This window comes from Streptomyces sp. NPDC104096 (assembly GCF_055584385.1).
The window spans coordinates 17,219-41,191 of record NZ_JBVJMD010000063.1 but is presented as its reverse complement, the minus strand read 5'-3'; the positions used below and the strand labels follow the sequence as shown (position 1 = coordinate 41,191).

The window sequence follows — 23,973 nt, the reverse complement described above, 5'->3', positions numbered from 1 at the left end:
TATCAACATATCTGGCGTTGATTTTTGGCACGCTGTTGAGTTCTCAAGGAACGGACGCTTCCTTCGTACTCACCCTCTCGGGCTTTCCTCCGGGCTTTTTCCCTTCGGTCTTGCGTTTCCGACTCTATCAGACCGTTTCGCGGTCCGATTTCCTCGGTGCTTTCCAGGTTCCCGCTCTCGCGTTTCCCTTTCCGGCGGTTCCGACTTTATCAGAAGTTTCGGGCCGTTTGTTCGGCCATCCATTTCCGATTGCATCGGGGGGCTTCCCCGGAATCAATGTTCCAAGGAGCAGGAAGACTGCTCACGGTCGCCGACCGGATCACGTCCAGTTCCAGGCAACTGCTCAAATCTACCTCCCCACGCCAGCTGTGTCAACAGCTCTTGCGGGGCGAAGAAGAGATTAACAGCTCTGCAGGGGTGCTCGCACATCAGGCGGCCGTCGGCACGGACGCGCTGCGCTCGCCCTCCTCGATGTCGCCCGTCTCCCCGGCGCGTGCGGCACGGCCGCCCAGGACGTACACGTACGCGAGAAAGGCCAGCTCAGCCGCTACGCCGATGCCTATGCGGGCCCAGGTCGGCAGGCCCGAGGGCGTGACGAAACCTTCGATCGCGCCGGAGACGAAGAGGACCAGGGCGAGCCCGATCGCCATTCCCACCGCGGCGCGTCCCTCCTCCGCCAGGGCCGTGCGTCGGCTGCGCGGGCCGGGGTCGACGAGGGTCCAGCCGAGGCGCAGACCGGTGCCGGCGGCGACGAAGACCGCCGTCAGTTCCAGCAGACCGTGCGGGAGGAGCAGGCCGAGGAACGTGTCCAGCCGTCCGGCGGAGGACATCAGGCCCAGGCCGACGCCGAGGTTCAGCATGTTCTCGAAGAGGATCCACAGGACGGGCAGGCCGAGGAAGACTCCGAGGACCAGGCACATCGCGGCGGCCTGGGCATTGTTCGTCCAGACCTGTGCCGCGAACGCGGCGGCCGGATGGGACGAGTAGTACGTCTCGTACTCGCCTCCCGGGCGGGTGAGCTCGCGCAGTTCGCTGGGGGCCGCTATGGAGGACTGCACTTCGGGGTGGGTGCCGATCCACCAGGCGAGCAGTACCCCCACCAGGGTGGACACCAGCGCGGTCGGCACCCACCAGTGCCGGGACCGGTAGACCGCGGCGGGAAAGCCCTGGGTCAGGAAACGGGTGACGTCGCGCCACGACGCGGTGCGGGTGCCGGTCACCGTGCCACGCGCGCGTGCCACCAGTTGGCTGAGCCGGCCGGTCAGCTGTGGATCGGGTGCGCTGGACTGGATCAGCGAGAGGTGGGTGGCGGTGCGTTGGTAGAGGACGACGAGTTCGTCGACCTCGGCTCCGGTCAGTCGGCGCCGGCGCTTCAGCAGGGTGTCCAGGCGGTCCCACTCGGCTCGGTGGGCGGAGACGAAGACGTCGAGGTCCATCGGTTTTGCCTGCTCCTGAGCTGTTCGTCGGCGGCTCGTCGTGGTGTCGGCTTTTCGTACTGCGGCGCGATGCGCCCTCAGCTTGGCAGACTGGCCGTTCTCGGGGCAGGTCAGGGAAGGGACGGCGGACGTGAGTGAGCTGGTGACGGGCGAGGCGGTGGCTCTGGAGCTGCGCCCCGCGAGGCTGCCCAGCAGGGCATTGGCCATCTTGCTCGACGTGGCCGTCGCCGTGGTCGTCTACGTCGCGGTGATGGTGGCCCTGGTGCTGTCCACGGCTTCCCTGGACGAGGCCGCGCAGATCGCGGTGTCGATCGCGGCGTTCCTTCTCGTGCTGGTGGGCGGCCCGATCGCGGTGGAGACCCTCAGCCACGGGCGTTCGCTCGGAAAGGCGGCCGTCGGGCTGCGCGTGGTCCGCGACGACGGCGGACCGATCCGGTTCCGGCACGCGCTGGTACGGGGTGCGGTCGGTGTGGTCGAGATTCTGCTGACGCTCGGGGTGGTGGCCGTCATCGCCTCGCTCGTGTCGGCGCGGGGTCGACGGATCGGGGACGTGTTCGCCGGGACCCTGGTCGTACGCGAGCGGGTGCCCGTGGCCCAGACCAGTTTCGTGCCGCCGCCTCCGCCCTGGCTCGCCGGGCGGTTCTCCGGGCTCGATCTGTCCTCGGTACCCGATGAACTGTGGCTTGCGATCCGGCAGTACCTGACGCGGATGCGGCAGTTGGACCCGCAGGTCGGCTGGGCCATGGCGGCGCGGCTCGCCACGGATCTCGCGGGCCGTACGGGGGCTCCGGTGCCGCCGGGGGTGGTGCCGGCCGCCTATCTGGCGGCGGTGGTGCAGGAACGGCAGGTCCGGGAGGCCCGACGGGCTTTCGGGAACGGGACGCCGGCCGCGGCGCCCCCCGGCGGGGCGCCGGTCGGGTACGGCGCGCAGGCCTTCCCCGCGCCTCCCCCTCCGGCTCCCGCCCGCGCAGCCGCGGCCCCCGCGGCTCCGGCCCCCGCGCCCTCCGCTCCGCCGCCCCCGTCGCACGGGACGACGGGTGGGTCCACGGTGTCGGGCGGCGCGCCGTCGGGTTCCTCGGGGGCGACGCCGCCCGACCGCCCCTCGTCCGGGTTCGCGCCACCCGCGTGATCTCTTCGGGCCACCGGCCCGGCCGCACCGTCCGTCCCTTGCCGCCCGACCGGCCCCGGCCGGTCGGGCGGTGAGAGCCGCCTGGGGCCTCGCCTCAGGTGAACACCGACGGTGGCGATTCCAGGTCCTCCAGTTCGATGCCCGGAGCCGCGAGCACCACGTCGCCGGCGAGGTGCACGCTGTGCCGCTCGCCCGTGTCCAGGGCTGTGACCTGGTATTCGTCCACGGTCAGGGGGCCGTTGTCAGTGGCGTGTGTTTCTCTCTTCACCAAGGCCCAGGACTGGTCCACGGTGCGCGGGGCGAGGACCGGGTCGGTGAAGGCGACCAGGCGTACCCGGGTCGCGGAGGCGGAGGGGGTGAGGCGCAGCAGCCGGGCGGTGGCGACGAGGAACGCGGGGGACGTGCCGGTGAAGGCGTGCGCGGGGACATTGCCTTCGGCGGCATGAGCGCCGGTGGGGTCCGTACGGACCCAGGTGACGCCGTCGAGGGCGGCGCCGCGGACCTGCCAGCCCCTCGCGTGGAGTTCGAGTCGGATGGGGCGGCCCAGCTCGTCGAGGGCGAGGTCGACCGAGCCGGTGTGCTCGCCCGAGGGGGAGGTCAGCTGGGAGACGTAGCGCCAGCCGGAGGGGCCGGGGGCGCAGTGGAAGTGCTCTTGTGCGAGGGGGGTGTGATCGTGCGGATCGTGGAGCGAATAACGGCCGCGGGGCATGGGGGTCCTGGGTCTTGACGGGCTGGCCGGAGCGTCGTGACGGGCGGTTCCGGCCGGGGGGCGCCAATGGGGCAGGCCCCCGACACGGGGGTGCGGGGGCCTGTCTCGGAGGTGCTGGGGTCCGCTGCGGAGGAGCGCGCCGGGTTCATAAACGCGCTCACCGCGGGCGGGGCGGGACTCAGTAGCGGTAGTGGTCGGACTTGAAGGGGCCCTCGACCTCGACGCCGATGTACGCCGCCTGCTCCGGGCGCAGCGTCGTCAGCTTGACGCCGAGCGCGTCCAGGTGGAGCCGGGCGACCTTCTCGTCGAGGTGCTTGGGCAGCGTGTAGACGCCGATCGGGTACTCCGACTGCTTGGCGAACAGCTCGATCTGGGCCAGCGTCTGGTCCGCGAAGGAGTTCGACATGACGAAGGAGGGGTGACCGGTGGCGTTGCCCAGGTTCAGCAGACGGCCCTCCGACAGCACGATGATGACCTTGCCGTCGGGGAACTTCCAGGTGTGGACCTGCGGCTTGACCTCGTCCTTGACGATGCCGGGGATCTTGGCGAGGCCGGCCATGTCGATCTCGTTGTCGAAGTGACCGATGTTGCCGACGATCGCCTGGTGCTTCATCTTGGCCATGTCCGCGGCCATGATGATGTCCTTGTTGCCGGTCGTGGTGACGAAGATGTCGGCCTTGTCGATGACCTCGTCGAGGGTCGTGACCTGGTAGCCGTCCATCGCCGCCTGAAGGGCGCAGATCGGGTCGATCTCGGTGATGATCACGCGGGCGCCCTGGCCGCGCAGGGACTCCGCGCAGCCCTTGCCCACGTCGCCGTAACCGCAGACGACAGCGGTCTTGCCGCCGATCAGGGTGTCGGTGGCGCGGTTGATGCCGTCGATCAGGGAGTGGCGGCAGCCGTACTTGTTGTCGAACTTCGACTTCGTCACCGCGTCGTTCACGTTGATCGCGGGGAACAGCAGGACGCCGTCGCGCTGCATCTCGTACAGGCGGTGGACGCCCGTCGTGGTCTCCTCGGTCACGCCGCGGATCTCCGAGGCGAGCTGGGTCCACTTCTGGGAGCCCTCGGTGATCGTGCGGTTCAGCAGTTCGAGGATGACGCGGTGCTCGTCGGACTCGGCGGTGTCGGGCGAGGGGACCTTGCCGTCCTTCTCGTACTCGACGCCCTTGTGGACGAGGAGGGTGGCGTCACCACCGTCGTCCAGGATCATGTTCGGGCCGCCGGTGGGGCTGTTCGGCCAGGTCAGCGCCTGCTCCGTGCACCACCAGTACTCCTCCAGGGTCTCGCCCTTCCAGGCGAAGACCGGGACGCCCTGCGGGTTGTCGGGCGTGCCGTTCGGGCCGACGGCGATGGCCGCGGCCGCGTGGTCCTGGGTGGAGAAGATGTTGCAGGAGGCCCAGCGGACCTCGGCGCCGAGGGCGACCAGGGTCTCGATGAGGACGGCGGTCTGCACCGTCATGTGCAGGGAGCCGGTGACGCGGGCGCCCGCGAGGGGCTGCGTCTCGGCGTACTCCTTGCGGATCGACATCAGGCCGGGCATCTCGTGCTCGGCGAGGGTGATCTCCTTGCGGCCGAACTCGGCCAGGGAGAGGTCGGCGACCTTGAAGTCCTGTCGGTTGTCGACAGTCGTCATTGCGGGCTGCTCCTCGGTATCGGGGCGAGGTGGATAGGGCTGTTCCGCGCGACGGCGGACACAGGGGTGCCCGAAAGGGGCACAGCCATGCCGGCGTGTGCGCAGCGCAGTCCGTCCGTCGGAGGCCCTCTCTCCCTCGGACGGTCCACACCGGGACCGCCCGACCGCCATCAGCAGCGACGTCTGACTCCACCCCAAGCTACACCGGCGGGCCCGCCCGCCCCAGTCCGTCTCGGGACGTGCCCGGCCGATCTCGGCCACGGAAGGGGGTGGTGCTCGGCCCGGCCGGGGCTGGTCCGGAGGTCTCCGCCCTGGTCGGGCGGCGGTGGGCGGCGGTGTCGGTACCGCCGCCGTGGCCTGTGCCGCTCCGGCGACCGAACGGGATGTCGGCCGGGATCAGTGGCCGGAGGCGCCCGGGGTCGGGCCGCCGGGAGTCGCCGCGGGGTTCGGGCCCTTGGCGGCCTGGGCCTCGCTGTAGATGTCCGGCTCCAGGTAGATCACGCGGGCGATCGGGACGGCCTCGCGGATGCGGGCCTCGGCGGCGTCGATGGCCTTGGCCACCTCGGTGGCCGTGTCGTCGTGCTGGACGGCGATCTTCGCGGCGACCAGCAGTTCCTCGGGGCCGAGGTGGAGCGTGCGCATGTGGATGACGCGGGTGACCGTGTCGCCGTCGACGATCGCGGCCTCGATCTTCCTGACCTCCTCCGTGCCCGCGGCCTCGCCGAGGAGCAGGGACTTGGTCTCGGCGGCGAGGACGAGGGCGATCAGGACGAGCAGGACACCGATGCAGACGGTGCCGATGCCGTCCCAGACGCCGTCGCCGGTGAGCAGGGCGAGGCCGACGCCGCCGAGGGCGAGGACCAGACCGATCAGGGCGCCGAAGTCCTCCAGGAGGACGACGGGCAGCTCGGGCGCCTTGGCGCGACGGATGAACTGCGACCAGGACAGCGCGCCGCGCAGTTCGTTCGACTCGTTGATGGCGGTGCGGAAGGAGAAGCCCTCGGCGATGATCGCGAAGACGAGCACGCCGACCGGCCAGTACCAGTGCTCGATGTCGTGCGGGTGCTGGATCTTCTCGTAGCCCTCGTAGATGGCGAACATGCCGCCGACCGTGAAGAGGACGATGGAGACGAGGAAGGCGTAGATGTAGCGCTCGCGGCCGTAGCCGAAGGGGTGCTGCGGGGTGGCCTCGCGCTGTGCCTTCTTGCCGCCGACCAGCAGCAGGGCCTGGTTGCCCGAGTCGGCGAGCGAGTGCACGCCCTCGGCGAGCATCGAGGACGAGCCGCTGAACGCGAACGCCACGAACTTCGATGCCGCGATCGCGAGATTGGCCCCCAGTGCCGCCACGATCGCCTTGGTGCCGCCTGACGCGCTCATGTGTTCGCGTTGTCCCTTCGCCTTCGTGCGTACGCCGTCCGGGGCGCCGCCCGCGGGTGGCTTTGCCCGTCCTTTGCCGGTGGGACATTGTTGCAGCCCGGTCCGACGGCGCCGCGGCAGGCCACCCGCGCAGCCCGCTTCAGACGATCACGGTGGCCCTGAACACCGTACCGACACCGGACACTTCGGCTTTTTCACCCGCCGGGACGAACACTGACTGCCCCGGGAGCAGGTCGTGTTCGCCCGCCCGTACGGTTCCGGCCGTGCAGAGCAGGATCTGCGGGGCCGTCCGCGTGAGGTCGCGGGCGGGGCCGCCTTCGGCGAGGACGAACCGGGACAGCCTGAACTCGTCGATGGGGGTCTCGTAGACCTCCTCGCCGTCGGGCGACGCCTCCGGGCGCAGTACGCCGGGGTCGGCGGCCTCGAAGCGGACGACGCGCAGGAGTTCGGGGACGTCCACGTGCTTGGGCGTCAGTCCGCAGCGCAGGACGTTGTCGGAGTTGGCCATGATCTCGACGCCGAGGCCGCCGAAGTAGGCGTGCGGGACGCCGGCGCCGAGGAAGAGGGCCTCGCCGGGCTGGAGCCTGACGTGGTTGAGCAGCAGCGCGGCGATGACTCCGGGGTCGCCCGGGTAGTGGTGGGCGAGGCCCGCGTACGGGGCGTAGTCGCCGCCGAGGCGGTCGAAGGCGGCCGTGGTCTCGGCGACGGTGTGGGCCATCTGCTCGCGGTCGGCGGTGAGGACCGCGGTCAGCACCTCGCGCAGGGCCGCTTCCTCGGGGTGGGCGTGCAGCAGGTCGACGTACGGCTTGAGGGAGTCGACGCCGAGGCCGTCGAGCAGGTCGGCGGCCCGGAGCGGCTCGCGGAAGCCGCACACGCCGTCGAACTCGGTGAGCGCGCAGATCAGTTCGGGCTTGTGGTTGGCGTCCTTGTAGTTGCGGTGGGGGGCGTCGACGGGGACGCCGTCGCGCTCCTCCCGCGCGTACCCCTCCTTCGCCTGCTCCAGGTCGGGGTGGACCTGGAGGGAGAGGGGCGCGTCGGCCGCGAGGAGCTTGAGGAGGAAGGGGAGGCGGGGGCCGAACCGGGCCACCGCCGCCACGCCGAGTTCCTTCTCGGGGTCGGCGTCGACCACCTCGACCAGGGTGCCGCGGTCCGTGCGCGAGGGTGCGCCGGGGTGGGCGCCCATCCACATCTCCGCCTGCGGCTCACCGGTCGGTTCGACGCCCAGCAGGGTCGGGATGGCGGTGACGGAACCCCAGGCGTAGGGGCGGACGGTGTTGTCGAGGCGGTCCATGCTGAGTTTCAGTCTCCGTGGGTACGCGGCGCGGCGAGCGCTGGTCGGCAGGTGCGGACCAAGGATCAGGCACCGGAGGCGAGCGCCAGGTAAACGGCGGCGAAATCGGTGATGGCGATCAGTTCCGCGAGGCTCTCCAGCTCACCGCCGGTCTCCGGCTCCAGTTCACTGATCGGCGTGTCGTGACTGAGGACCAGGTCGCGGGCGGAGGGGGCGGCGGTCAGGCCGCCGGTGGGTCGGTCGCGCAGCAGCACCACGCGCGCGTGGAAGGCGGGCGGTTCCTCCACCCGGTCGCGGAAGAAGTCGTCCGGGTCGGCGCTGGCGGCGAGCGGGCCGGCCAGCAGTGCGCCGTGCGCGGCGAGCGCCTCGGGCAGTTCGGCCACGAGGGCGGGGCGGCCCGCGAGTTCGGCGAGGGCCGCGGAGAAGCGGCGGCCGGCCGGGCCGGCCGAGACGCCCTCGGTCCAGATCACCGGGAGCGAGTCGGCGAGTTCGGCGGCCAGGGTCTTGGCGGGGTTGCTGTAGGTCGCGATGGCGGGACCGCAGCGTTCGGCGATGTGGTCGAGGCGGTCGGCGACCTTCTCGACGGCGTCGGGCGGAGCGGTGAGCAGTCCGATGCGGTCCAGGAGGGCCAGCAGCGGGGTGAGCAGTGCCCAGAAGACCCCGGGTGCGGAGGCGGTGAGGGGTGGTTCGTCGGTCTCGTCGTACGGGGCGGTCGCCATCGGTACGAAGAGACCGTGGGCGCCCGCCACCGCTTCGACGAGCGGGGTTGCTGCGGGGGCGACCGCGACGACGGAGCAGCCGCGGCGGTAGGCCTGGTCGGCGAGGAGGGAGAGGGACGGCTCGGTGCCGTCGGGGGTGGCGATCAGGAGCAGGTCCACCGAGCCTGCCCAGCCGGGGAGTTCCCAGCGCAGGGCGCCGGACGCCGGGGCCACGCCGGTGGGGGCCAGCCGGGTGACCGGGCTGCCGGCGCCGGCGAGGGTGCCGAGCAGGTCGGCGGCGGAGGTGGCGGCGGCGCCGGGGCCCGCGATGAGGACGGCGCGGGGGCGACCGTCGGGCTTGAGGGCGTGGACGCCCGCCTCGGCGGCGTGCCGGGCGGCCGTGCGCACCCGGGCGCCTGCCTCGGCGGCGCCGCGCAGGAGAGCGCGGCGGTCGGCCTCGGCGAGGGCCTCCGGTGCGTCGAGCAGCGATTCGTCGAGCATGGGCGGCAGTCTCCGATCGCCGGTCGTCGTTACGCGGGGCGGCGGGCCTCGTCGACGAGGAGGACGGGGATGCCGTCGCGGACGGGGTAGGCCAGACCGCAGTCCTGACCGGTGCAGACCAGTTCGGAGTCCTGCTCCGTGATGGGCGCGTGGCAGGCCGGGCAGGCGAGGATCTCCAGGAGGCCGGCTTCGAGCGGCATGGGCGGTCCCTTCGGCGGGTGCGCGCACGGGTGCGCGCGCGTGTGCGGATGTGCCTGGTCAGGGTACCGCCGGTGGGGGCGGGGTGTTGGGGGTCGGGCGGTGGCGTGGGCCGATGGGCGGCGGGGCTGTCGCTGTCGCGGGGTGCCGTGGGTTTCGCCCCGCCGCTCCATGGCGTGCGCGTGGCGGTCAGGCGCGGATGATCGCCAGGACCTCGTCGCGCACGCCCGCCATCGTCGCCGCGTCCCGTGCCTCCGCGTTGAGGCGGAGCAGCGGTTCGGTGTTGGAGGGACGGACGTTGAACCACCAGTCGGAGGTGGTGACGGTCAGTCCGTCCAGGTCGTCGAGGGTGACGCCCTCGCGGCTGCCGTACGCCGCCCGGATCGCGGCGATGCGGTCGGCCTGGTCGGCGACGGTGGAGTTGATCTCGCCGGAGCCCGTGTAGCGGTCGTACTGCGCCACCAGGCCCGACAGGGGGTTCTCCTGGCCGCCGAGGGCCGCCAGGACGTGCAGGGCGGCCAGCATGCCGGTGTCGGCGTTCCAGAAGTCCTTGAAGTAGTAGTGGGCGGAGTGCTCGCCGCCGAAGATCGCGCCCGAGTTCGCCATCTCGGCCTTGATGAACGAGTGGCCGACCCGGGTGCGGACCGGGGTGCCGCCGTGCTCCTTCACCACCTCGGGGACCGTCCAGGACGTGATGAGGTTGTGGATGACGACGCCCCTGCCGCCGTTCCTGGCCAGCTCGCGCGCGGCCACCAGGGCGGTGATCGCGGACGGCGAGACGGGGTCGCCGTGCTCGTCGACCACGAAGCAGCGGTCCGCGTCCCCGTCGAAGGCGAGGCCGAGGTCGGCGCCCTCCTCGCGGACCCGCTTCTGGAGGTCCACGATGTTCGCCGGGTCCAGCGGGTTCGCCTCGTGGTTGGGGAAGGAGCCGTCGAGTTCGAAGTACATGGGGACGACGGTCAGGGGCAGGCCCTCGAGGACCGTGGGAACGGTGTGGCCGCCCATGCCGTTGCCCGCGTCGACGACGACCTTCAGGGGGCGGATCGAGGTCAGGTCGACGAGGGAGCGCAGGTGGGCCGCGTAATCCTCCAACGTGTCGCGCCGGGTGACGGTTCCCGGCGTCGCGGCCGGCGCGGGGGCGCCCGACTCCGACCAGCGCTCGGCCAGTTCGCGGATCTGCGTCAGGCCGGTGTCCTGGCCGACGGGCGCGGCGCCCGCGCGGCACATCTTGATGCCGTTGTAGCGGGCCGGGTTGTGCGAGGCCGTGAACATCGCGCCCGGAAGACCGAGCGCGCCCGACGCGTAGTAGAGCTGGTCCGTCGAGCAGAGGCCGATCTCGGTGACGTCGGCGCCACGGGCCGCCGCGCCCCGCGCGAAGGCACGGGACAGGCCGGGCGACGACGGCCGCATGTCATGGCCGGTCACGATCGCGTCCGCGCCGGTCACCTCGACGAAGGCGGCCCCGAACAGTTCGGCCAGCGTCTCGTCCCACTGGTCCGGGACCACCCCGCGCACGTCGTACGCCTTCACGATCTGTGACAGATCAGCAGCCACGGCCAACCCTTCTGAAAGTCCTGTAGGTCGCCCCAAACTACCCGCACGGGCCGACACCGCACGGTGTGGACGCATAGTGGACGCGAAGTGGACCTCCGGCCGTAACGTCAGGTCGGACAGCGGGTCGGATGACGTCAGGTCAGGTCGGGATCCGGTCCGGACGGCTCAGTTGTCCGGAGAGCGCAGCACCCGCAGATGGCCGCGGCGCGCGACCTCCATCGGGTCGGCCGCACGGGCTCCGCCGCCGCCGGCCGCCCGCTCCTGGGGACGGGCCGCCTCGCGCACCGCGTTGGCGAGCGCTTCCAGGTCGTCGCCGCTGGGACGGGCGGGAGCCGAGGCGTCCAGCAGCCGGACGACCTCCCAGCCGCGCGGGGCGGTGAGGCGCTCGGAGTGCTCGGCGCACAGGTCGTAGCAGTGGGGTTCGGCGTAGGTGGCGAGCGGGCCGAGGACCGCGGTCGAGTCGGCGTAGACGTACGTCAGCGTCGCAACGGCGGGTCGGCCGCAGGCGGTGCGCGAACAGCGACGTACAGGGCTCACGACGTTGGACGGTACCGCACTCTTGAGCGGGCCGCGACGACTCTCCCCCAGGTCACCCCACCGTGTCGTGTCGTGAAACGCTCCTCGCGCCCCCTCGGACACCCCTTGCCGACCTGCGTCCACCCCTGTTTTCGGGGCTTCGGGAGGGCCCGGATCCGGTCACGACTCCGTACAAACACCGTCAATTGTCTTGAGATCGACGGTCTCGAAGGGGTACCGAAACGAGCCGGACCTTGGCTGGAATGGTCATCTCGAAACATGCCGTGCAGATGGGCCGGATGTCACGTGGGGGTCGGGCGGGCGGCCCCCACGGGGTCTACGCTTCAGCGGTGATGGACAACGCCGTACCGCCCCCCGCCGGCGGCCCCGGGCCGCGCCGCCGTGATCGCCACGGGCGCGGCATCCGCGGCCCGATCGCTCCGCCGCAGGTGCCGCTCGCCGCGAGCCGGGCCGAGGTCTTCGCGGATCTGGTGCAGGACTCGGTGGACCGCCTGGAGCGGCGCTGGCCCCAGCTCGCGGACATCGACTTCCTCGTGCTGGAGGTGCCTCGGCTGGACGGGCCGGGCGAACCCTGGAACGACGAGGCGGTGCCGCTGGGCGGGACGATCCCCGCGCGCGAGGGCCGCCCGGCGCGGGTCGTGGTGTACCGGCGTCCGGTCGAGATCCGCACGAAGGGGCGCGACGAGCGGGCGGCGCTGGTGCACGAGGTCGTCGTCGAGCAGGTCGCCGAGCTGCTGGGGCTGACGCCGGAGACGGTGGATCCGCGGTACGGGGAGGACTGAGCCGCCCCGGCGGACCGGCCGGACCCCCGGTCGGCCGGGAGCCGGTCGGCCGGGAGCCGGTCGGCCGGGAGCCGGTCGCCCTACTGCTGGAGCACCGACAGGTCCTGGTCCGCCACGGGCACCGCCACCGTCCCCCGGTCGTCCGGGAGGGTCTGCACCGTGAAGCCCGAGACGTCGTCCTTGGTCACCGCGAGCGTGCGGGCCGCGTAGACCGGGCCGCCCGACACCGGCTCGACGGTCAGCGCGTAGGTGCCCTTCAGGCCGCTCGGAACCGGCAGCTCGACGTCCTGGGTCGTGCCGCTCTTGATGGTGTACGTCTTGCTCTGCGCGGTGCCGCCGCCACTGCCCGCCGACGCCGTGACCTTGACCTGCGCGGTGCCCTGGGGGGCGGTCAGGGACAGGGTGGTGCCCTTGGCGCTGTTGTCGGCGGCCGTCGCGCGCGTGCCGACCGGGCTCGTGGCGGGGATGAACGCCGTCTCCTGCCCGCTGCCCTTGCCGCGGACGACCCGCAGCGCGGCGACGACCGGCACGGACTGGCCCGTCGGCGTCAGGACCAGCGAGCCCGCTTCGCCGCGCGTGACGTCGGCGAGGTCGAGGGTGGTCGTCATACGGGACTTCACGTGCAGCGTCTCGTGGCCGGCGGGGGTGATCAGGCCGGAGGGGGAGGCCAGTCGCACCTTCAGGTCGGCGTCGGCGTCCCCCGGGGTGAAGACGACCAGGCTCACGTCGGTGGCGTCCTTGGGGATGCCGGGCATGACGAGGCTGTCCGCCGGGTCGGCGGCCGCGGCCAGCCAGTCGCCGCCGAGTTTGTCGTCCAGGGCCTGCACGGCGCCGCCGATCCGTCCGCTGCGGACGGTCACGTGCACGGTGAGGCCGTCCTGCTTCTCACTGGTGAGGGTCGACAGCAGGATCGGTTCGCTGGAGTGCGGCTGGACCGTGATGCCGTCCCCGACGGTCGACTCCAGGGCGCCGTCCTTGCCGTAGAGCCCGATGTCGACGACCGCGGCAGAGTCGTCGGGATTGGTCATGTGGAGGTAGTCGGTGCGGTCGGCGAGGGTGCTGGCGCCGGGGAACGAGAACTCCGTGTCCGGGGGCGTGCAGCTGACGCCCAGCAGGCCGCGGCCGCTCCCGACGGCGACCTGCGTGGTCTCCTGGACCGTCCAGCCGGGCGCGAACTTCCCCTCGGCGAGGCCGAGGAGGCCCGGTGTGTCGCCGCCGGAGGTGTCCCCGACGGCGGGCGTGCCGGGCTCCTTGGGCGTCAGGACGGACTTGGCGGCCTTCTTCCCGTCGGTCTTGGCGTCCTTGCCGTCGCTCTTGCCGTCGCTCTCGGAGTCCTTGCCGTCCGTCTTGCCGTCGCTCTTGGCGCTGCCGGTGTCGTCGGCCGACTCCTGTGTGGCGGACTGGAGTTCGGCCTTGCCGCTGCTCCCGGTGCCCTTGGTGACGGGAGTGAAGGACGTGTACGACGTGTCGGCGATGTCGGAGGTGCTGGGCGCCGGGCAGAGCAGGCTCGTGCGCTCCACCGGCTGCTGGGCGGCCGCCTTGGCGGTGTCCGCGCCGACGGCGTCCGGCGGGTTGAGCGCGGCGAATCCGGTGACGGCGGCGAGGGCGGCCGTCCCGGCGATCAGGGACAGGGTGGTGCGGTTCACTGCTGACTCCCGTCGGGGCGCTCACTGCCGTTGCCGTGCGGCTGCGTCGGGTCGTACGGCATGTCGTAGCCCGGCGGATACGTCGGGTCGTACGCCTGCTCGTACGTCTCGTCGTACGGCTGGTCGTACGACGCCTGCCGGGACTGGCCGCCGCCGTAGGCGTACGGGTCGTACTGGCCGCCCTGACCGCCCTGACCGCCCTGGTAGGGGTCGGCCTGGTAGGGATCGGCCTGGTACGTCGGGTCGTACGGGGCCGCCTGGTACTGCTGGGCGCCCTCGTACTGCCGCTCGTCGTGGTAGGGGTCGTACTCGGCGTCCTGGTAGCCCGCCGACTCGCCCTCCCAGGCCTGGTTCCGCTCGTCCTGGTCCGTCCCCGTGTCGTACGACTGCTGTCGGGGGATGACGGGGGTCTCCTCGTGCCCGGGGGCCGGGAACCCGTCGTCCTCGCCGAACTCGCCGGTCTCGGGGTCGAGATCGCCGTCGGCATCGGCCTCGGCCTGGGCGCGCAGTCGGCGGGCGCGGCGGCCCTCGCCGGAGGCGGCCTCGGCGGCGAACGACGGCTCCTCGGGGAGGTCGTCGTCGATGTCCCGGCGCCGACCCGGCAGGGCCAGCACGACGAGCACGACGGCCAGGGAGCCCTGGGTCCACATCCAGGCGGTGTGGGCGATCGGGTCGTCGTAGGTGACGTCCAGTTTCCCGCCGGAGGCGGGGAGTTCGAAGCCCTGGGCCCAGCCGTCGACGGTGGTGCGGGTGAGCGGCTTACCGTCCAGGGTGGCGGTCCAGCCGTCGGCCGCGGAGTCGGCCAGCCGCAGGACGCGGCCGTCGGAGCCGGACGGCAGGGTGGTGTGGATCTCCACGGGCCCGGCGGCGACCGGCGTCGGGGTGCCCGAGCCGGACTTGGTGACGACGGCGGCGCGGGAGACCTCCTGGTCGACCCGCCACAGCGCGCTGCCGTTCTGCTCGCTGAGCCGGGACAGGCCGGGGGTGGCGTCCAGGACGCGGGCGACCTGGCGGGGCGCGCCCTTGTGGACGAGGACGTAGCGCACGGCGAAGCCGCCGAGCTGGTCGGCCTGGTCGGCGCCGGAGCCGGCGACGAGGTTGGCGACGACCTTGTCGAGCTTGTCGTTCTCGCCCTGGGCCGCGGCGAGTTCGGCGTCGCCGAGGCGGGCGCCGGAACCGCGGACCAGCACGTAGCCCACGCGGGCCGTGGAGTCGCTGTCGAGGACCAGGGTGCGAGCCTGGTCACGGGTGCTGCCCTCCTCGGCGACGAACGCCGGCACCTGCACCGGGTCGCGCCGCTCCAGCGGGCCGTCGGCACCGCCGAGCATCCAGCCGGCGGCGACGAGCAGCGGGCCCGCGGCCGAGGCGAAGACGATCAGCGCGACCACCGGCTGACGCCAGCCGAAGCTCATCTCGGCCACCCGTGCGCGTGCGCCGTCCGCGCCGAGCACCGCTGCGGACAGCAGGGCGAGACCGTAGACGAGGGTGGCCGGGCCGGCCCAGGTGGAGCCGTTGGACAGGACCGCGAAGACGAGGCCCACCAGGGCGACCGCCCAGGCCTTCCAGATGCCGGACCGGCGCTCGGAGCGGACCAGGGCGGCCAGTGCCGCCAGCACGATGCCGATGAGCATCAGCCCGTCGACCGTGCCGGGACCGCCCGGGCTGGCGCCGAGCAGGTCGAGGGCGGAGGCGGCCGAGGCGCCGTAGTCGAGTCCGGCCTCCTGGAAGAAGCCGAACGGCAGCAGGGACAGCGACCAGGGGGCGAGGACCAGCAGGGGCGTGCCCAGCTGGACCAGCAGGCGCAGGGCGTGGGCGGGGAGGTCGCCGCGGCGCACCACCAGGACCGCGACGCCGAGGACCAGCGCGATCGGCCACACGATCGGGGTGAAGGCGGTGGTGATCGTCAGCAGCAGTGCGTACGCCCAGGTCGCGCGCCAGCTGCCGCGGGCGCCGGAGGCGCTCGCCAGGCCGCCTGCCGCGACGCCCGCGCGGGCGATGAGCGGCAGCAGCACGGCCAGGACGGCGGTGCCGATGCGGCCGCCCGCGAGCGCGCCGGTGACGGCGGGCAGGAAGGCGTAGACGACGGCCGCCCAGGCACGCAGGAGGCTCGACTCCACGAGCGGGCGGGAGGCGAAGTAGGCGGTGAAGCCGGCCAGCGGCACCGAGCAGACCAGCAGGACGGTGACGGCGAGTCCGGTCGAACCGAGCAGGAGCGAGGCGAGCGTCGCCACGATCGCCAGGTACGGCGGTGCGGACGCGGTGCCGCCCGCGCCCACCGGATGCCAGGCGTCCAGATAGCGCGACCACAGCTCGCCCGCGTCGGCCGGGGCGGGCAGCAGGGCGCCGCCCGCGAGCGCGCCGGAGCCGAGGAGCCCGCGGCAGGCGGCCAGGGAGACGAGCAGCAGCACCAGGAAGAGCACCGGGCCCGGCTTGCGGGCGATGCGCTTGAGCCGGGCGAACTGCTCGACCTCCAGGAAGTCGGCGTCGTCGCCGCCGGGGCCGGACTCGACTGCTCCGCCGTGGCGTCCCGCACCGGAGACGGCCTCGGGGTCGGAGCCGCTGAAGAAGTTGCCCGCGGCCTGTTCCACGGTGGCCCGCACGGTCGCCCCGGGCGGCGGGAACAGCGGCCGCAGTTCGCCCTTGTCGACCTGGGGCCTGCCCCGCCTGCGCCGCCCGGCGATGATCCGCTCGGGCCGCAGCAGGGTGCCGAGGAGGCCGCGGATCTCGTCGACGGCCTGACCGGGCACCTTGCCGACGAGGTAGGCGACGGTGCGCAGGAGCGTGCCGACGACGAGCCGGATCAGGACCCAGGGCAGCACGGCCGTGCGCGTGTTGACGAGCAGGGTGTAGACGGCGCCCGCCTTGTCGACCTTGTGCGGGGAGGCCGTGGTGCGGCCCGCGCAGTCGACCGCGCGGCGCTCGCGGGAGGCCGCCTCGGCGTGCCGGACGACCGCCTCCGGGGCGACGAGGACGCGGTGACCGGCGGCGTTGGCCCGCCAGCACAGGTCGACGTCGTCACGCATCAGGGGCAGTCGGCGGTCGAAGCCGCCGAGTTCCTCGAAGACGTCGCGCCGGATCAGCATGCCCGCGGTGGAGACGGACAGCACCGGCTGGATGTGGTCGTGCTGTCCCTGGTCCTGTTCACGGCGGTCCAGGCCGGTCCAGCGGCGGCCGGAGTGGGCGATGGTGACGCCGACCTCCAGCAGCTGGCGGCGGTCGTACCACCCGCGCAGCTTGGGCCCGACGACCGCCACGTCGTCGCGTCCCAGTTCGAGCTCGTTCTCCACGACGCGCAGCAGCTGGGCCAGCGCGTCGGGTTCGGGGGCGCAGTCGTCGTGCAGCAGCCACAGCCACTGGACGGGCTCTCCGTGGGGGAGCTCCGGCAGGTCGTAGTTGTCGTCGCGCCAGCTGCGCGTGACGGGGTCCCAGCCGCTCGGGCGCTTGAGGTACGGCAGCTCGTCCGGGGTGAGGACGGGGGCCGCGCGGTTGACCTCCTCGACGGCTTGGCCGAAGCCGGTGCGCCGGGCGAGGTGCAGCACGCGGTCGTCGCCGAGGGCGTCGCCGACCAGCAGGGCGGACTCGTCCGCGCTGCCGGTGTCGGCCGCCATCGCGAACTGCACGGGGCGCTCCTGGCCGAGCAGCCCGGCGAGCGCGTCGGGCAGCCAGCGGGCACCGTCGTGCGCGACGAGGACCGCCGTCACGACGTGGCGCGGGAACTCAGGGGTGGCAGCGTCTTGTTGAGCTGCCGTGTGGCTGTGCACGGACATCGAGGTACGGGCCCCGGTTCGGTGGACTGCGGTGGACGCCTGTGCCCACGGGGGACAGCGGTGCGTCTCGGACGAGCGACCACACTATCGGCTGGGCAGCACAGCGGCCCGCCGCCTGTGGACAACCCACCCGCGACGGGCCGTACGCGGCCTATGTACTCGCTTGTCCTCTGTTCTCCGACCTCTGACCTCGATGAACCGTCCGAGGCACCGGACCGTACCGGGCCTTAGTGATCCAAGTCGGACCGCTCAGACGGCCGCCTTCTTCAGCCGGCGGCGTTCGCGCTCGGACAGACCGCCCCAGATGCCGAACCGCTCGTCGTTGGCGAGGGCGTACTCGAGGCACTCGGAACGGACCTCGCAGGCGAGGCAGACCTTCTTGGCCTCGCGGGTGGAGCCGCCCTTCTCGGGGAAGAAGGACTCGGGGTCGGTCTGGGCGCACAGCGCGCGCTCCTGCCAGCCGAGTTCCTCGTCCGCGTCGTCGACCAGCAGTTGCTGCACCAGCTCGGTCATGTGCGCCCCTCGTCTGTCTTTCGCGTCCCCGTGTCGTGGCCGTCACCGATCTCGGCTGAACGACACGAGTGAAATTACAAGTGTGCTGCTCCGGGCGAGTCAAGCCGAGATCTGCTATTGGGCCCCTTATTCACTCTGCGGAACCAAGGTCATGCGGAAAGTGTTCAAATCGCCATAAACCCTGACCTGCAGACAAGCCCCGCACGGACCTCCCGGTCCGGCACGGGATCCTGTACGAAGAAGGACGCCGAGATGTTCGATCTCGTTCCGACGCGCGCGACGAGGCCGGCGCGCCCGGTTGTGCGCCTTGTGTCCCGGTGGGCGTATGAACAAACCTTTCACCCGGGAGATGAACCGGATGAGGTGAAACATGTCCCACATACCGGGCGTCAAGTTGACAGTGAAGGTGTGAACCGCTCTCCTTGTGGGCATGCTCGCGAACTCGGCCCTCACCTCGACCCGCACCGCCGGGTCCCACGGTGCTGCCCGCGCTCGCTGTAGCTGTTGCTGTTGCAGCTGTTGAGCCCATCGCGCTCCGGCTGCCACTGAGTCCACCGTGACTCGGCTGCTTGTTCCCATGTCCGCACCAGGGCACTCCTCCCGCCCGCGATCCGGGCGGACGGCACGCGACACCCAGCCAGCACCCCCCACTCTCCGCCGAGGAACCACCGCACCCATGAACAGCGACAGCGACCTCCAGATCGCGGGCGACATCCTCGAAGTCCCGCACCTCCTCCAGCCGCCGCGCGAACACCCGGCCACCGTGGCCGACTTCGTCGGTCTCGCCCGCTCCATCGCCGCCGACCGCGCCCAGTGGTCCCACCTCGTCCGGTACGACGCCACCACGCGCTGGTACCACCGGCTGCGCACCGGCCCCGGCTACGAGGTGTGGCTGCTGTCCTGGGTCCCCGGCCAGGGCAGCGGACTGCACGACCACGGCCCCTCCTCCGGCGTGATGACCGTCCTGGAGGGCACGCTCACCGAGCGCACCGAGCGCGGCACGCGCACGTTGGGCGCGGACGACGGGCGCAACCGGGAGCGGGTGTTCGCGCCGGGGTACGCGCACGAGGTGGTGAACGACACGCTGGAGCCCGCGGTCAGCCTGCACGTCTACTTCCCGGGTCTGACCGAGATGCCGATGCACACCGCGCGGTGCTCGGCGCCGGCGACGCGCGATCGACGGGACGCCGTACGCGCGTGACGGCCGCGCGGGCGTGACGGCCGCGCGGGCGCGCAGGTCCGTCCACAGTGCGCGGGTTGTCCACAACCGCCTGCCATGTTGTCGTTGCGGCCTGCGAGACTTGGCCCCATGCGCATTGTGGTTCTGGCAGGCGGCATCGGCGGTGCCCGGTTCCTGCGCGGTCTGAAGCAGGCCGCCCCGGACGCGGACATCACGGTCATCGGCAACACCGGGGACGACATCCACCTGTTCGGGCTGAAGGTCTGCCCGGACCTCGACACGGTGATGTACACGCTCGGCGGCGGCATCAACGAGGAGCAGGGCTGGGGGCGGGCCGAGGAGACGTTCCACCTGAAGGAGGAACTCGCGGCGTACGGCGTCGGGCCGGAGTGGTTCGGGCTGGGCGACCGGGACTTCGCCACGCACATCGTGCGGACCCAGATGATCGGCGCCGGATATCCGCTCAGCGCGGTGACGGCGGCGCTCTGCGACCGCTGGAAGCCGGGCGTGCGGCTGATCCCGATGACGGACGACCGCGTCGAGACGCACGTGGCCGTCACCCTGCCCGAGGGCGACCCCGCCGCGGGCGCGGGCGAGCGCAGGGCGATCCATTTCCAGGAGTACTGGGTGCGGTTGCGGGCCTCGGTGCCCGCGGAGGCGGTCGTGCCGGTCGGCGCGGAGCAGGCGAAGCCGGCGCCCGGGGTGCTGGAGGCGATCGCCCAGGCGGACGTCGTCCTGTTCCCGCCGTCCAACCCGGTCGTCTCGATCGGCACCATCCTCGCGGTGCCCGGCATCCGGGAGGCGATCGCCGACGCGGGGGTGCCGGTGGTGGGTCTGTCCCCCATCGTCGGGGACGCGCCCGTGCGCGGCATGGCCGACAAGGTGCTCGCCGCGGTCGGCGTGGAGTCCACGGCCGCCGCGGTGGCCGAGCACTACGGTTCGGGTCTCCTCGACGGCTGGCTCGTCGACACCGTGGACGCGGGCGTGGTGGAGCGGGTCCGGGCGGCCGGCATCCGCTGCCGCGCCGTACCCCTGATGATGACCGGCCTCGACGCGACCGCGCGGATGGCCCGGGAGGCGCTGGACATGGCCGAGGAGGTGCGGGGGGCGTGAGCGACTTCTCCGCCGAGGCCCCCGCCGCGGCCGCCGACGGCTTCAGGGTCTGGGCCGTGCCCGGCATCCCCGAGGTGACCGCGGGCGACGACCTCGCCAAGCTGATCGCCGCGGCGGAACCGGGGCTCGCCGACGGGGACGTGCTCCTCGTCACCTCGAAGATCGTGTCCAAGGCGGAGGGACGCGTCGTCGAGGCGAGCGACCGGGAGGCCGCGATCGACGCCGAGACCGTACGGGTCGTGGCGCGCCGCGGCGCGCTGCGGATCGTCGAGAACCGGCAGGGCCTTGTGATGGCGGCCGCGGGGGTCGACGCCTCCAACACCCCTGCGGGGACGGTCCTGTTGCTGCCCGAGGACCCGGACGCCTCGGCCCGGTCGATACGGGACGGGCTGCGCCACATCCTCGGTGTCGAGGTCGGCGTCGTGATCACGGACACCTTCGGGCGCCCCTGGCGCGCGGGGCTCACGGACGTGGCCATCGGCGCCGCCGGGGTGCGCGTCCTCGACGACCTGCGCGGCGGCACGGACGGGCACGGCAACCCGCTCAGCGCCACCGTCGTGGCGACGGCGGACGAACTGGCCGCCGCCGGTGACCTGGTGAAGGGCAAGGCCGCGGGACTGCCGGTCGCCGTGGCGCGCGGGCTGTCGCACGTGCTGGCCCGAGGCGACACCCAGGGTGCGCGGGCCCTGGTGCGCGACGCGCGTGACGACATGTTCCGGCTCGGGACGTCGGAGGCGGTCCGCGAGGCGGTGACCCAGCGGCGAACGGTACGGGCCTTCACGGACGAGCCGGTCGACCCGGGCGCCGTACGGCGGGCGGTGGCCGCGGCCGTGACGGCACCCGCACCGCACCACACCACGCCGTGGCGGTTCGTGCTGCTGGAGTCCGAGCGGTCGCGGACCGGGCTGCTGGACGCCATGCGGGACGCCTGGATCGCCGACCTGCGGCGGGACGGCAAGAGCGAGGAGTCCATCGCCAAGCGGGTGCGGCGCGGCGAGGTGCTGCGCGCCGCGCCGTACCTCGCCGTGCCGTGTCTCGTCATGGACGGGTCGCACACGTACGGGGACGCGCGCCGCGACGGGGCCGAGCGGGAGATGTTCGTGGTCGCGACCGGGGCCGGGGTGCAGAACTTCCTGGTGGCGCTGGCCGGGGAGCGGCTCGGGTCCGCGTGGGTGTCCTCGACGATGTTCTGCCGGGACGTGGTGCGCGAGGTGCTGGACCTGCCCGCGCACTGGGATCCGATGGGGGCGGTCGCCATCGGTCATCCGGCGGAGTCGCCGAGGCCCCGGCCGGAGCGGACCGCGGAGGCCTTCGTCGAGGTGCGGTGATCACGACGGCCGAACGCCTACCCTCGTAGGACACCCGGCTCCCGTACGACGCCCCGGGCTCCATGAACACCTCCGGCACCCCCTGGGACCTCATCCGTGGCAGGACGATTCGCTCCACGCCCCCCGCGTACGAACATGCGCGGCGGGCAGGTCGCGGTGCCCGGGGGCGTGCCGCGGCCGGCTCCCGCGCCGGGGCGGGTGCGCACCTGGGTGCCGGACGGGCCGCTCGATCTGGGGCTGGTGCTGGGGCCGCTGCGGCGCGGCCCGGCGGATCCCACCTTCCGTACGACACCGGACGGGTCCGTGTGGCGGGCCAGTCTGACGCCTGCCGGGCCCGGGACGCTACGGGTCGCCGCGCGCGGCGCCGAGGTGCGCGGCGAGGCGTGGGGACCCGGGGCGGAGTGGCTGCTGGACCGGCTGCCGGAGCTGCTCGGTGCCGCGGACGATCCCGCCGCCTTCGAGCCACGGCACCGGCTGGTCGCCGTCGCCCGGCATCGGCGGCCCGGGCTGCGGCTGACCCGGACCGGGCTGGTGCTGGAGTCGTTGATCCCGTCGATCCTGGAACAGAAGGTCACGACCGACGAGGCGTACCGGGCGTGGCGGCTGCTGGTGCGCAAGTACGGGGAGCCGGCACCGGGTCCCGTGGACGGGCGGATGTGGGTGATGCCCGCGCCGCGGACCTGGGCGCTCGTCCCGTCCTGGGAGTGGCACCGCGCCGGGGTCGACGACAAGCGGGCGTCGACGGTCCTGCGGGCCGTGCGGGTCGCGGCGCGGCTGGAGGAGGCGGTCGGGATGCCGCCCCGGGACGCCCGGTCACGGCTGGAGCTCGTGCCGGGGATCGGGCCGTGGACGTCGGCGGAGACCGTGCAGCGCAGCCACGGTGCGCCGGACGCGGTGACCGTCGGGGATCTGCATCTGCCGGGGATCGTGGGCTGGGCGCTCGCCGGGGACCGGCACGCGGACGACACGGTGATGCTGAAGCTGCTGGAGCCGTACGCGGGGCAGCGGCACCGGGCGGCACGGCTGATTCTGCTGGGCGGGAGGACTCCTGCGCGGCGCGCGCCGAAGATGCCGCACTGGGACATCGGGCGGTTGTAGGGGGCGGCGGCCTGGCGGTGTGGCGCGGCCGGGTGGCGGCGCGGCGAGGCCGGGTGAGGTGCCCCGGGGCGGGCCGCACAGGGGGTTGGTGCCGAGGCCGGGGGGTGCGCGGCCCGGCGCTGACGGGGTGCCGCCCGCGCCCGCCCGTGCCGCCCCTGGCGGCACAGCCGCCCGCGGGTTTCGGAGCGCGGCACAGCCGCCCGTGGGAGGTGGGGGTGGGGCGCGGCCTGGTGGCGGCGCCCCCTGGGGTGGTGGGACTACTGGTCCGAGGAGAAGCGGACCGAGCCCGCCGGGATGCGGGCGTCGCACCAGACGCGGACGCCGTCCCGGAGCTCGTTGTCGGCGCCGACCACCGCGCCGTCGCCGACGACCGTGCCGGTGAGGACGGAGCGCCGGCCGACGCGGGCCCGGGTGCCGATGAGCGAGTCGGTGATGACGGCGCCCGGTTCGATGACGGCGCCGGGCAGGATCGTGCTGCCGAACACCCGGACGCCCTCCGCGACGAACGCGCCCTCGCCCACCACCGTCCCGCCGGTCAGCTTGGCGTCCGGGGCGACCCTGGCCGTCGGCAGGATGAGACGGTCGCCGCAGCGGCCGGGGACGGCGGGCGAGGGGGCGCGGCCCAGGACCAGGTCCGCCGAGCCCCGTACGAAGGCCGCCGGGGTGCCGAGGTCGAGCCAGTACGTCGAGTCGACCAGGCCCTGGAGGTGGGCGCCGGCGGCGAGCAGCTGCGGGAAGGTCTCGCGTTCGACGGAGACCGGGCGGTCCCGCGGGATCGTGTCGATGACCGAGCGGCGGAAGACGTAGGCCCCCGCGTTGATCTGGTCGGTGATGATCTCCTCGGGGGTCTGGGGCTTCTCCAGGAAGGCCAGGACCCTGCCGGTCCCGTCGGTGGGGACCAGGCCGTAGGCGCGCGGGTCGGTGACCTTGGTGAGGTGGAGGGAGACGTCCGCGCCGGTCGACTCGTGGGTGTCCACCAGCGCCCTGATGTCCAGGCCCGTGAGGATGTCGCCGTTGAAGACCAGGACCGGCTCGTCGGGGCCGGAGTGCAGCCGGGAGGCGACGTTGCGGATCGCGCCGCCCGTGCCGAGGGGCTCCTCCTCCGTGACGTACTCGATGTGCAGACCCAGTTCCGAGCCGTCGCCGAAGTGCGGCTCGAAGACCTCGGCCAGGTAGGACGTGGCGAGGACGATGTGGTCCACGCCCGCCGCTCTCGCTCTCGCCAGCTGGTGCGTGAGGAACGGCACCCCGGCCGCCGGGACCATGGGTTTGGGCGTGTGCACCGTGAGCGGGCGCAGCCTGGTTCCCTTGCCGCCGACCAGGAGGATGGCTTCTGTCACCTGTCGTCTCTGCTTCCTGCCGGGACCGGCCGAACTGTCTTTCGGCCGGCCAGTGTACGCAGACCGTCTCGATGGCTTCTTCGGTTGCCGCGCGGTGTCCGTCCCTGGTTCCCGGCTGTCCCCCGACGGCGGTGAATGCG

The 23,973-nt window shown here is 72.8% G+C and carries 19 protein-coding genes; 6 read left to right on the top strand and 13 right to left on the bottom strand.

Annotation, left to right across the window (positions count from 1 at the left end; genetic code table 11):
* Positions 1 to 428 precede the first annotated feature (428 nt).
* The gene (locus ACZ60B_RS37000) at positions 429 to 1,436 is read right to left on the bottom strand and encodes a stage II sporulation protein M (protein WP_469395093.1); all 1,008 of its coding nucleotides are present in this window, start codon (positions 1,434 to 1,436) and stop codon (positions 429 to 431) included.
* A 130-nt stretch (positions 1,437 to 1,566) separates the two neighbouring features.
* Between ACZ60B_RS37000 and ACZ60B_RS36995 the strand changes: the two genes are divergently transcribed.
* Entirely contained in the window at positions 1,567 to 2,565 is a 999-nt protein-coding gene (locus tag ACZ60B_RS36995) for an RDD family protein (RefSeq protein ID WP_469395091.1), read from the top strand.
* Between the two features lie 94 nt (positions 2,566 to 2,659).
* On the opposite strand, the gene ACZ60B_RS36990 is transcribed toward ACZ60B_RS36995, so the two are convergent.
* The 8 genes from ACZ60B_RS36990 to ACZ60B_RS36955 all read right to left on the bottom strand — a co-directional run bounded on the left by ACZ60B_RS36990 (position 2,660) and on the right by ACZ60B_RS36955 (position 11,117).
* Complete coding sequence (locus ACZ60B_RS36990) at positions 2,660 to 3,274, bottom strand: hypothetical protein (RefSeq protein ID WP_469395088.1); 615 nt, start codon at positions 3,272 to 3,274, stop codon at positions 2,660 to 2,662.
* Positions 3,275 to 3,452: 178 nt separating this feature from the next.
* On the bottom strand, positions 3,453 to 4,910 hold the full coding sequence (ahcY, locus tag ACZ60B_RS36985) for an adenosylhomocysteinase (RefSeq protein WP_469395086.1): 1,458 nt from the start codon (positions 4,908 to 4,910) through the stop codon (positions 3,453 to 3,455).
* A 396-nt stretch (positions 4,911 to 5,306) separates the two neighbouring features.
* Positions 5,307 to 6,287: a cation diffusion facilitator family transporter gene (locus ACZ60B_RS36980; protein ID WP_152895080.1), complete on the bottom strand. Its 981-nt coding sequence runs from the start codon at positions 6,285 to 6,287 to the stop codon at positions 5,307 to 5,309.
* 139 nt (positions 6,288 to 6,426) lie between these two features.
* The gene (gene manA, locus ACZ60B_RS36975) at positions 6,427 to 7,578 is read right to left on the bottom strand and encodes a mannose-6-phosphate isomerase, class I (protein ID WP_469395084.1); all 1,152 of its coding nucleotides are present in this window, start codon (positions 7,576 to 7,578) and stop codon (positions 6,427 to 6,429) included.
* Positions 7,579 to 7,643: 65 nt separating this feature from the next.
* Positions 7,644 to 8,777, bottom strand: coding sequence for an SIS domain-containing protein (locus ACZ60B_RS36970; protein WP_469395082.1), 1,134 nt, complete (start codon positions 8,775 to 8,777; stop codon positions 7,644 to 7,646).
* Between the two features lie 29 nt (positions 8,778 to 8,806).
* Positions 8,807 to 8,977 carry a Trm112 family protein gene (locus ACZ60B_RS36965; RefSeq protein WP_469395080.1) on the bottom strand — a complete coding sequence of 57 codons (171 nt, stop codon included), beginning with the start codon at positions 8,975 to 8,977 and terminating at the stop codon, positions 8,807 to 8,809.
* Positions 8,978 to 9,164: 187 nt separating this feature from the next.
* Positions 9,165 to 10,529 (bottom strand): phosphomannomutase/phosphoglucomutase, encoded by a 1,365-nt coding sequence (locus ACZ60B_RS36960; protein WP_469395078.1) that lies wholly within the window; start codon positions 10,527 to 10,529, stop codon positions 9,165 to 9,167.
* A gap of 165 nt (positions 10,530 to 10,694) precedes the next feature.
* Positions 10,695 to 11,117, bottom strand: coding sequence for a DUF3499 domain-containing protein (locus tag ACZ60B_RS36955; protein WP_152894381.1), 423 nt, complete (start codon positions 11,115 to 11,117; stop codon positions 10,695 to 10,697).
* Between the two features lie 281 nt (positions 11,118 to 11,398).
* Here ACZ60B_RS36955 and ACZ60B_RS36950 point away from each other — a divergent pair, with 281 nt between their 5' ends.
* On the top strand, positions 11,399 to 11,848 hold the full coding sequence (locus ACZ60B_RS36950; protein ID WP_469395097.1) for a metallopeptidase family protein: 450 nt from the start codon (positions 11,399 to 11,401) through the stop codon (positions 11,846 to 11,848).
* A gap of 80 nt (positions 11,849 to 11,928) precedes the next feature.
* Here ACZ60B_RS36950 and ACZ60B_RS36945 read toward each other — a convergent pair whose 3' ends face one another.
* The 3 genes from ACZ60B_RS36945 to ACZ60B_RS36935 form a co-directional block, all read right to left on the bottom strand.
* A complete protein-coding gene (locus tag ACZ60B_RS36945) occupies positions 11,929 to 13,494 on the bottom strand; it encodes a DUF5719 family protein (RefSeq protein ID WP_469395076.1) in 1,566 nt (521 codons plus the stop codon).
* Positions 13,491 to 17,261, bottom strand: coding sequence for a glycosyltransferase family 2 protein (locus ACZ60B_RS36940; protein ID WP_469395074.1), 3,771 nt, complete (start codon positions 17,259 to 17,261; stop codon positions 13,491 to 13,493). Before ACZ60B_RS36940 ends, ACZ60B_RS36945 begins: the two co-directional genes overlap by 4 nt.
* 249 nt (positions 17,262 to 17,510) lie before the next feature.
* Complete coding sequence (locus ACZ60B_RS36935; protein WP_003975777.1) at positions 17,511 to 17,774, bottom strand: WhiB family transcriptional regulator; 264 nt, start codon at positions 17,772 to 17,774, stop codon at positions 17,511 to 17,513.
* Positions 17,775 to 18,450: 676 nt separating this feature from the next.
* Between ACZ60B_RS36935 and ACZ60B_RS36930 the strand changes: the two genes are divergently transcribed.
* The 4 genes from ACZ60B_RS36930 to ACZ60B_RS36915 all read left to right on the top strand — a co-directional run bounded on the left by ACZ60B_RS36930 (position 18,451) and on the right by ACZ60B_RS36915 (position 22,493).
* On the top strand, positions 18,451 to 18,975 hold the full coding sequence (locus ACZ60B_RS36930; RefSeq protein ID WP_469395072.1) for a cysteine dioxygenase: 525 nt from the start codon (positions 18,451 to 18,453) through the stop codon (positions 18,973 to 18,975).
* A 108-nt stretch (positions 18,976 to 19,083) separates the two neighbouring features.
* Positions 19,084 to 20,067, top strand: coding sequence for a 2-phospho-L-lactate transferase (gene cofD, locus ACZ60B_RS36925; protein WP_469395070.1), 984 nt, complete (start codon positions 19,084 to 19,086; stop codon positions 20,065 to 20,067).
* Positions 20,064 to 21,395 (top strand): coenzyme F420-0:L-glutamate ligase, encoded by a 1,332-nt coding sequence (locus ACZ60B_RS36920; RefSeq protein WP_469395068.1) that lies wholly within the window; start codon positions 20,064 to 20,066, stop codon positions 21,393 to 21,395. The genes cofD and ACZ60B_RS36920 overlap by 4 nt, the downstream gene beginning before the upstream one ends.
* A gap of 96 nt (positions 21,396 to 21,491) precedes the next feature.
* Positions 21,492 to 22,493 (top strand): DNA-3-methyladenine glycosylase family protein, encoded by a 1,002-nt coding sequence (locus ACZ60B_RS36915; RefSeq protein WP_469395066.1) that lies wholly within the window; start codon positions 21,492 to 21,494, stop codon positions 22,491 to 22,493.
* A 257-nt stretch (positions 22,494 to 22,750) separates the two neighbouring features.
* On the opposite strand, the gene manB is transcribed toward ACZ60B_RS36915, so the two are convergent.
* Entirely contained in the window at positions 22,751 to 23,833 is a 1,083-nt protein-coding gene (manB, locus tag ACZ60B_RS36910) for a mannose-1-phosphate guanylyltransferase (protein WP_162469864.1), read from the bottom strand.
* Positions 23,834 to 23,973: the final 140 nt, after the last annotated feature.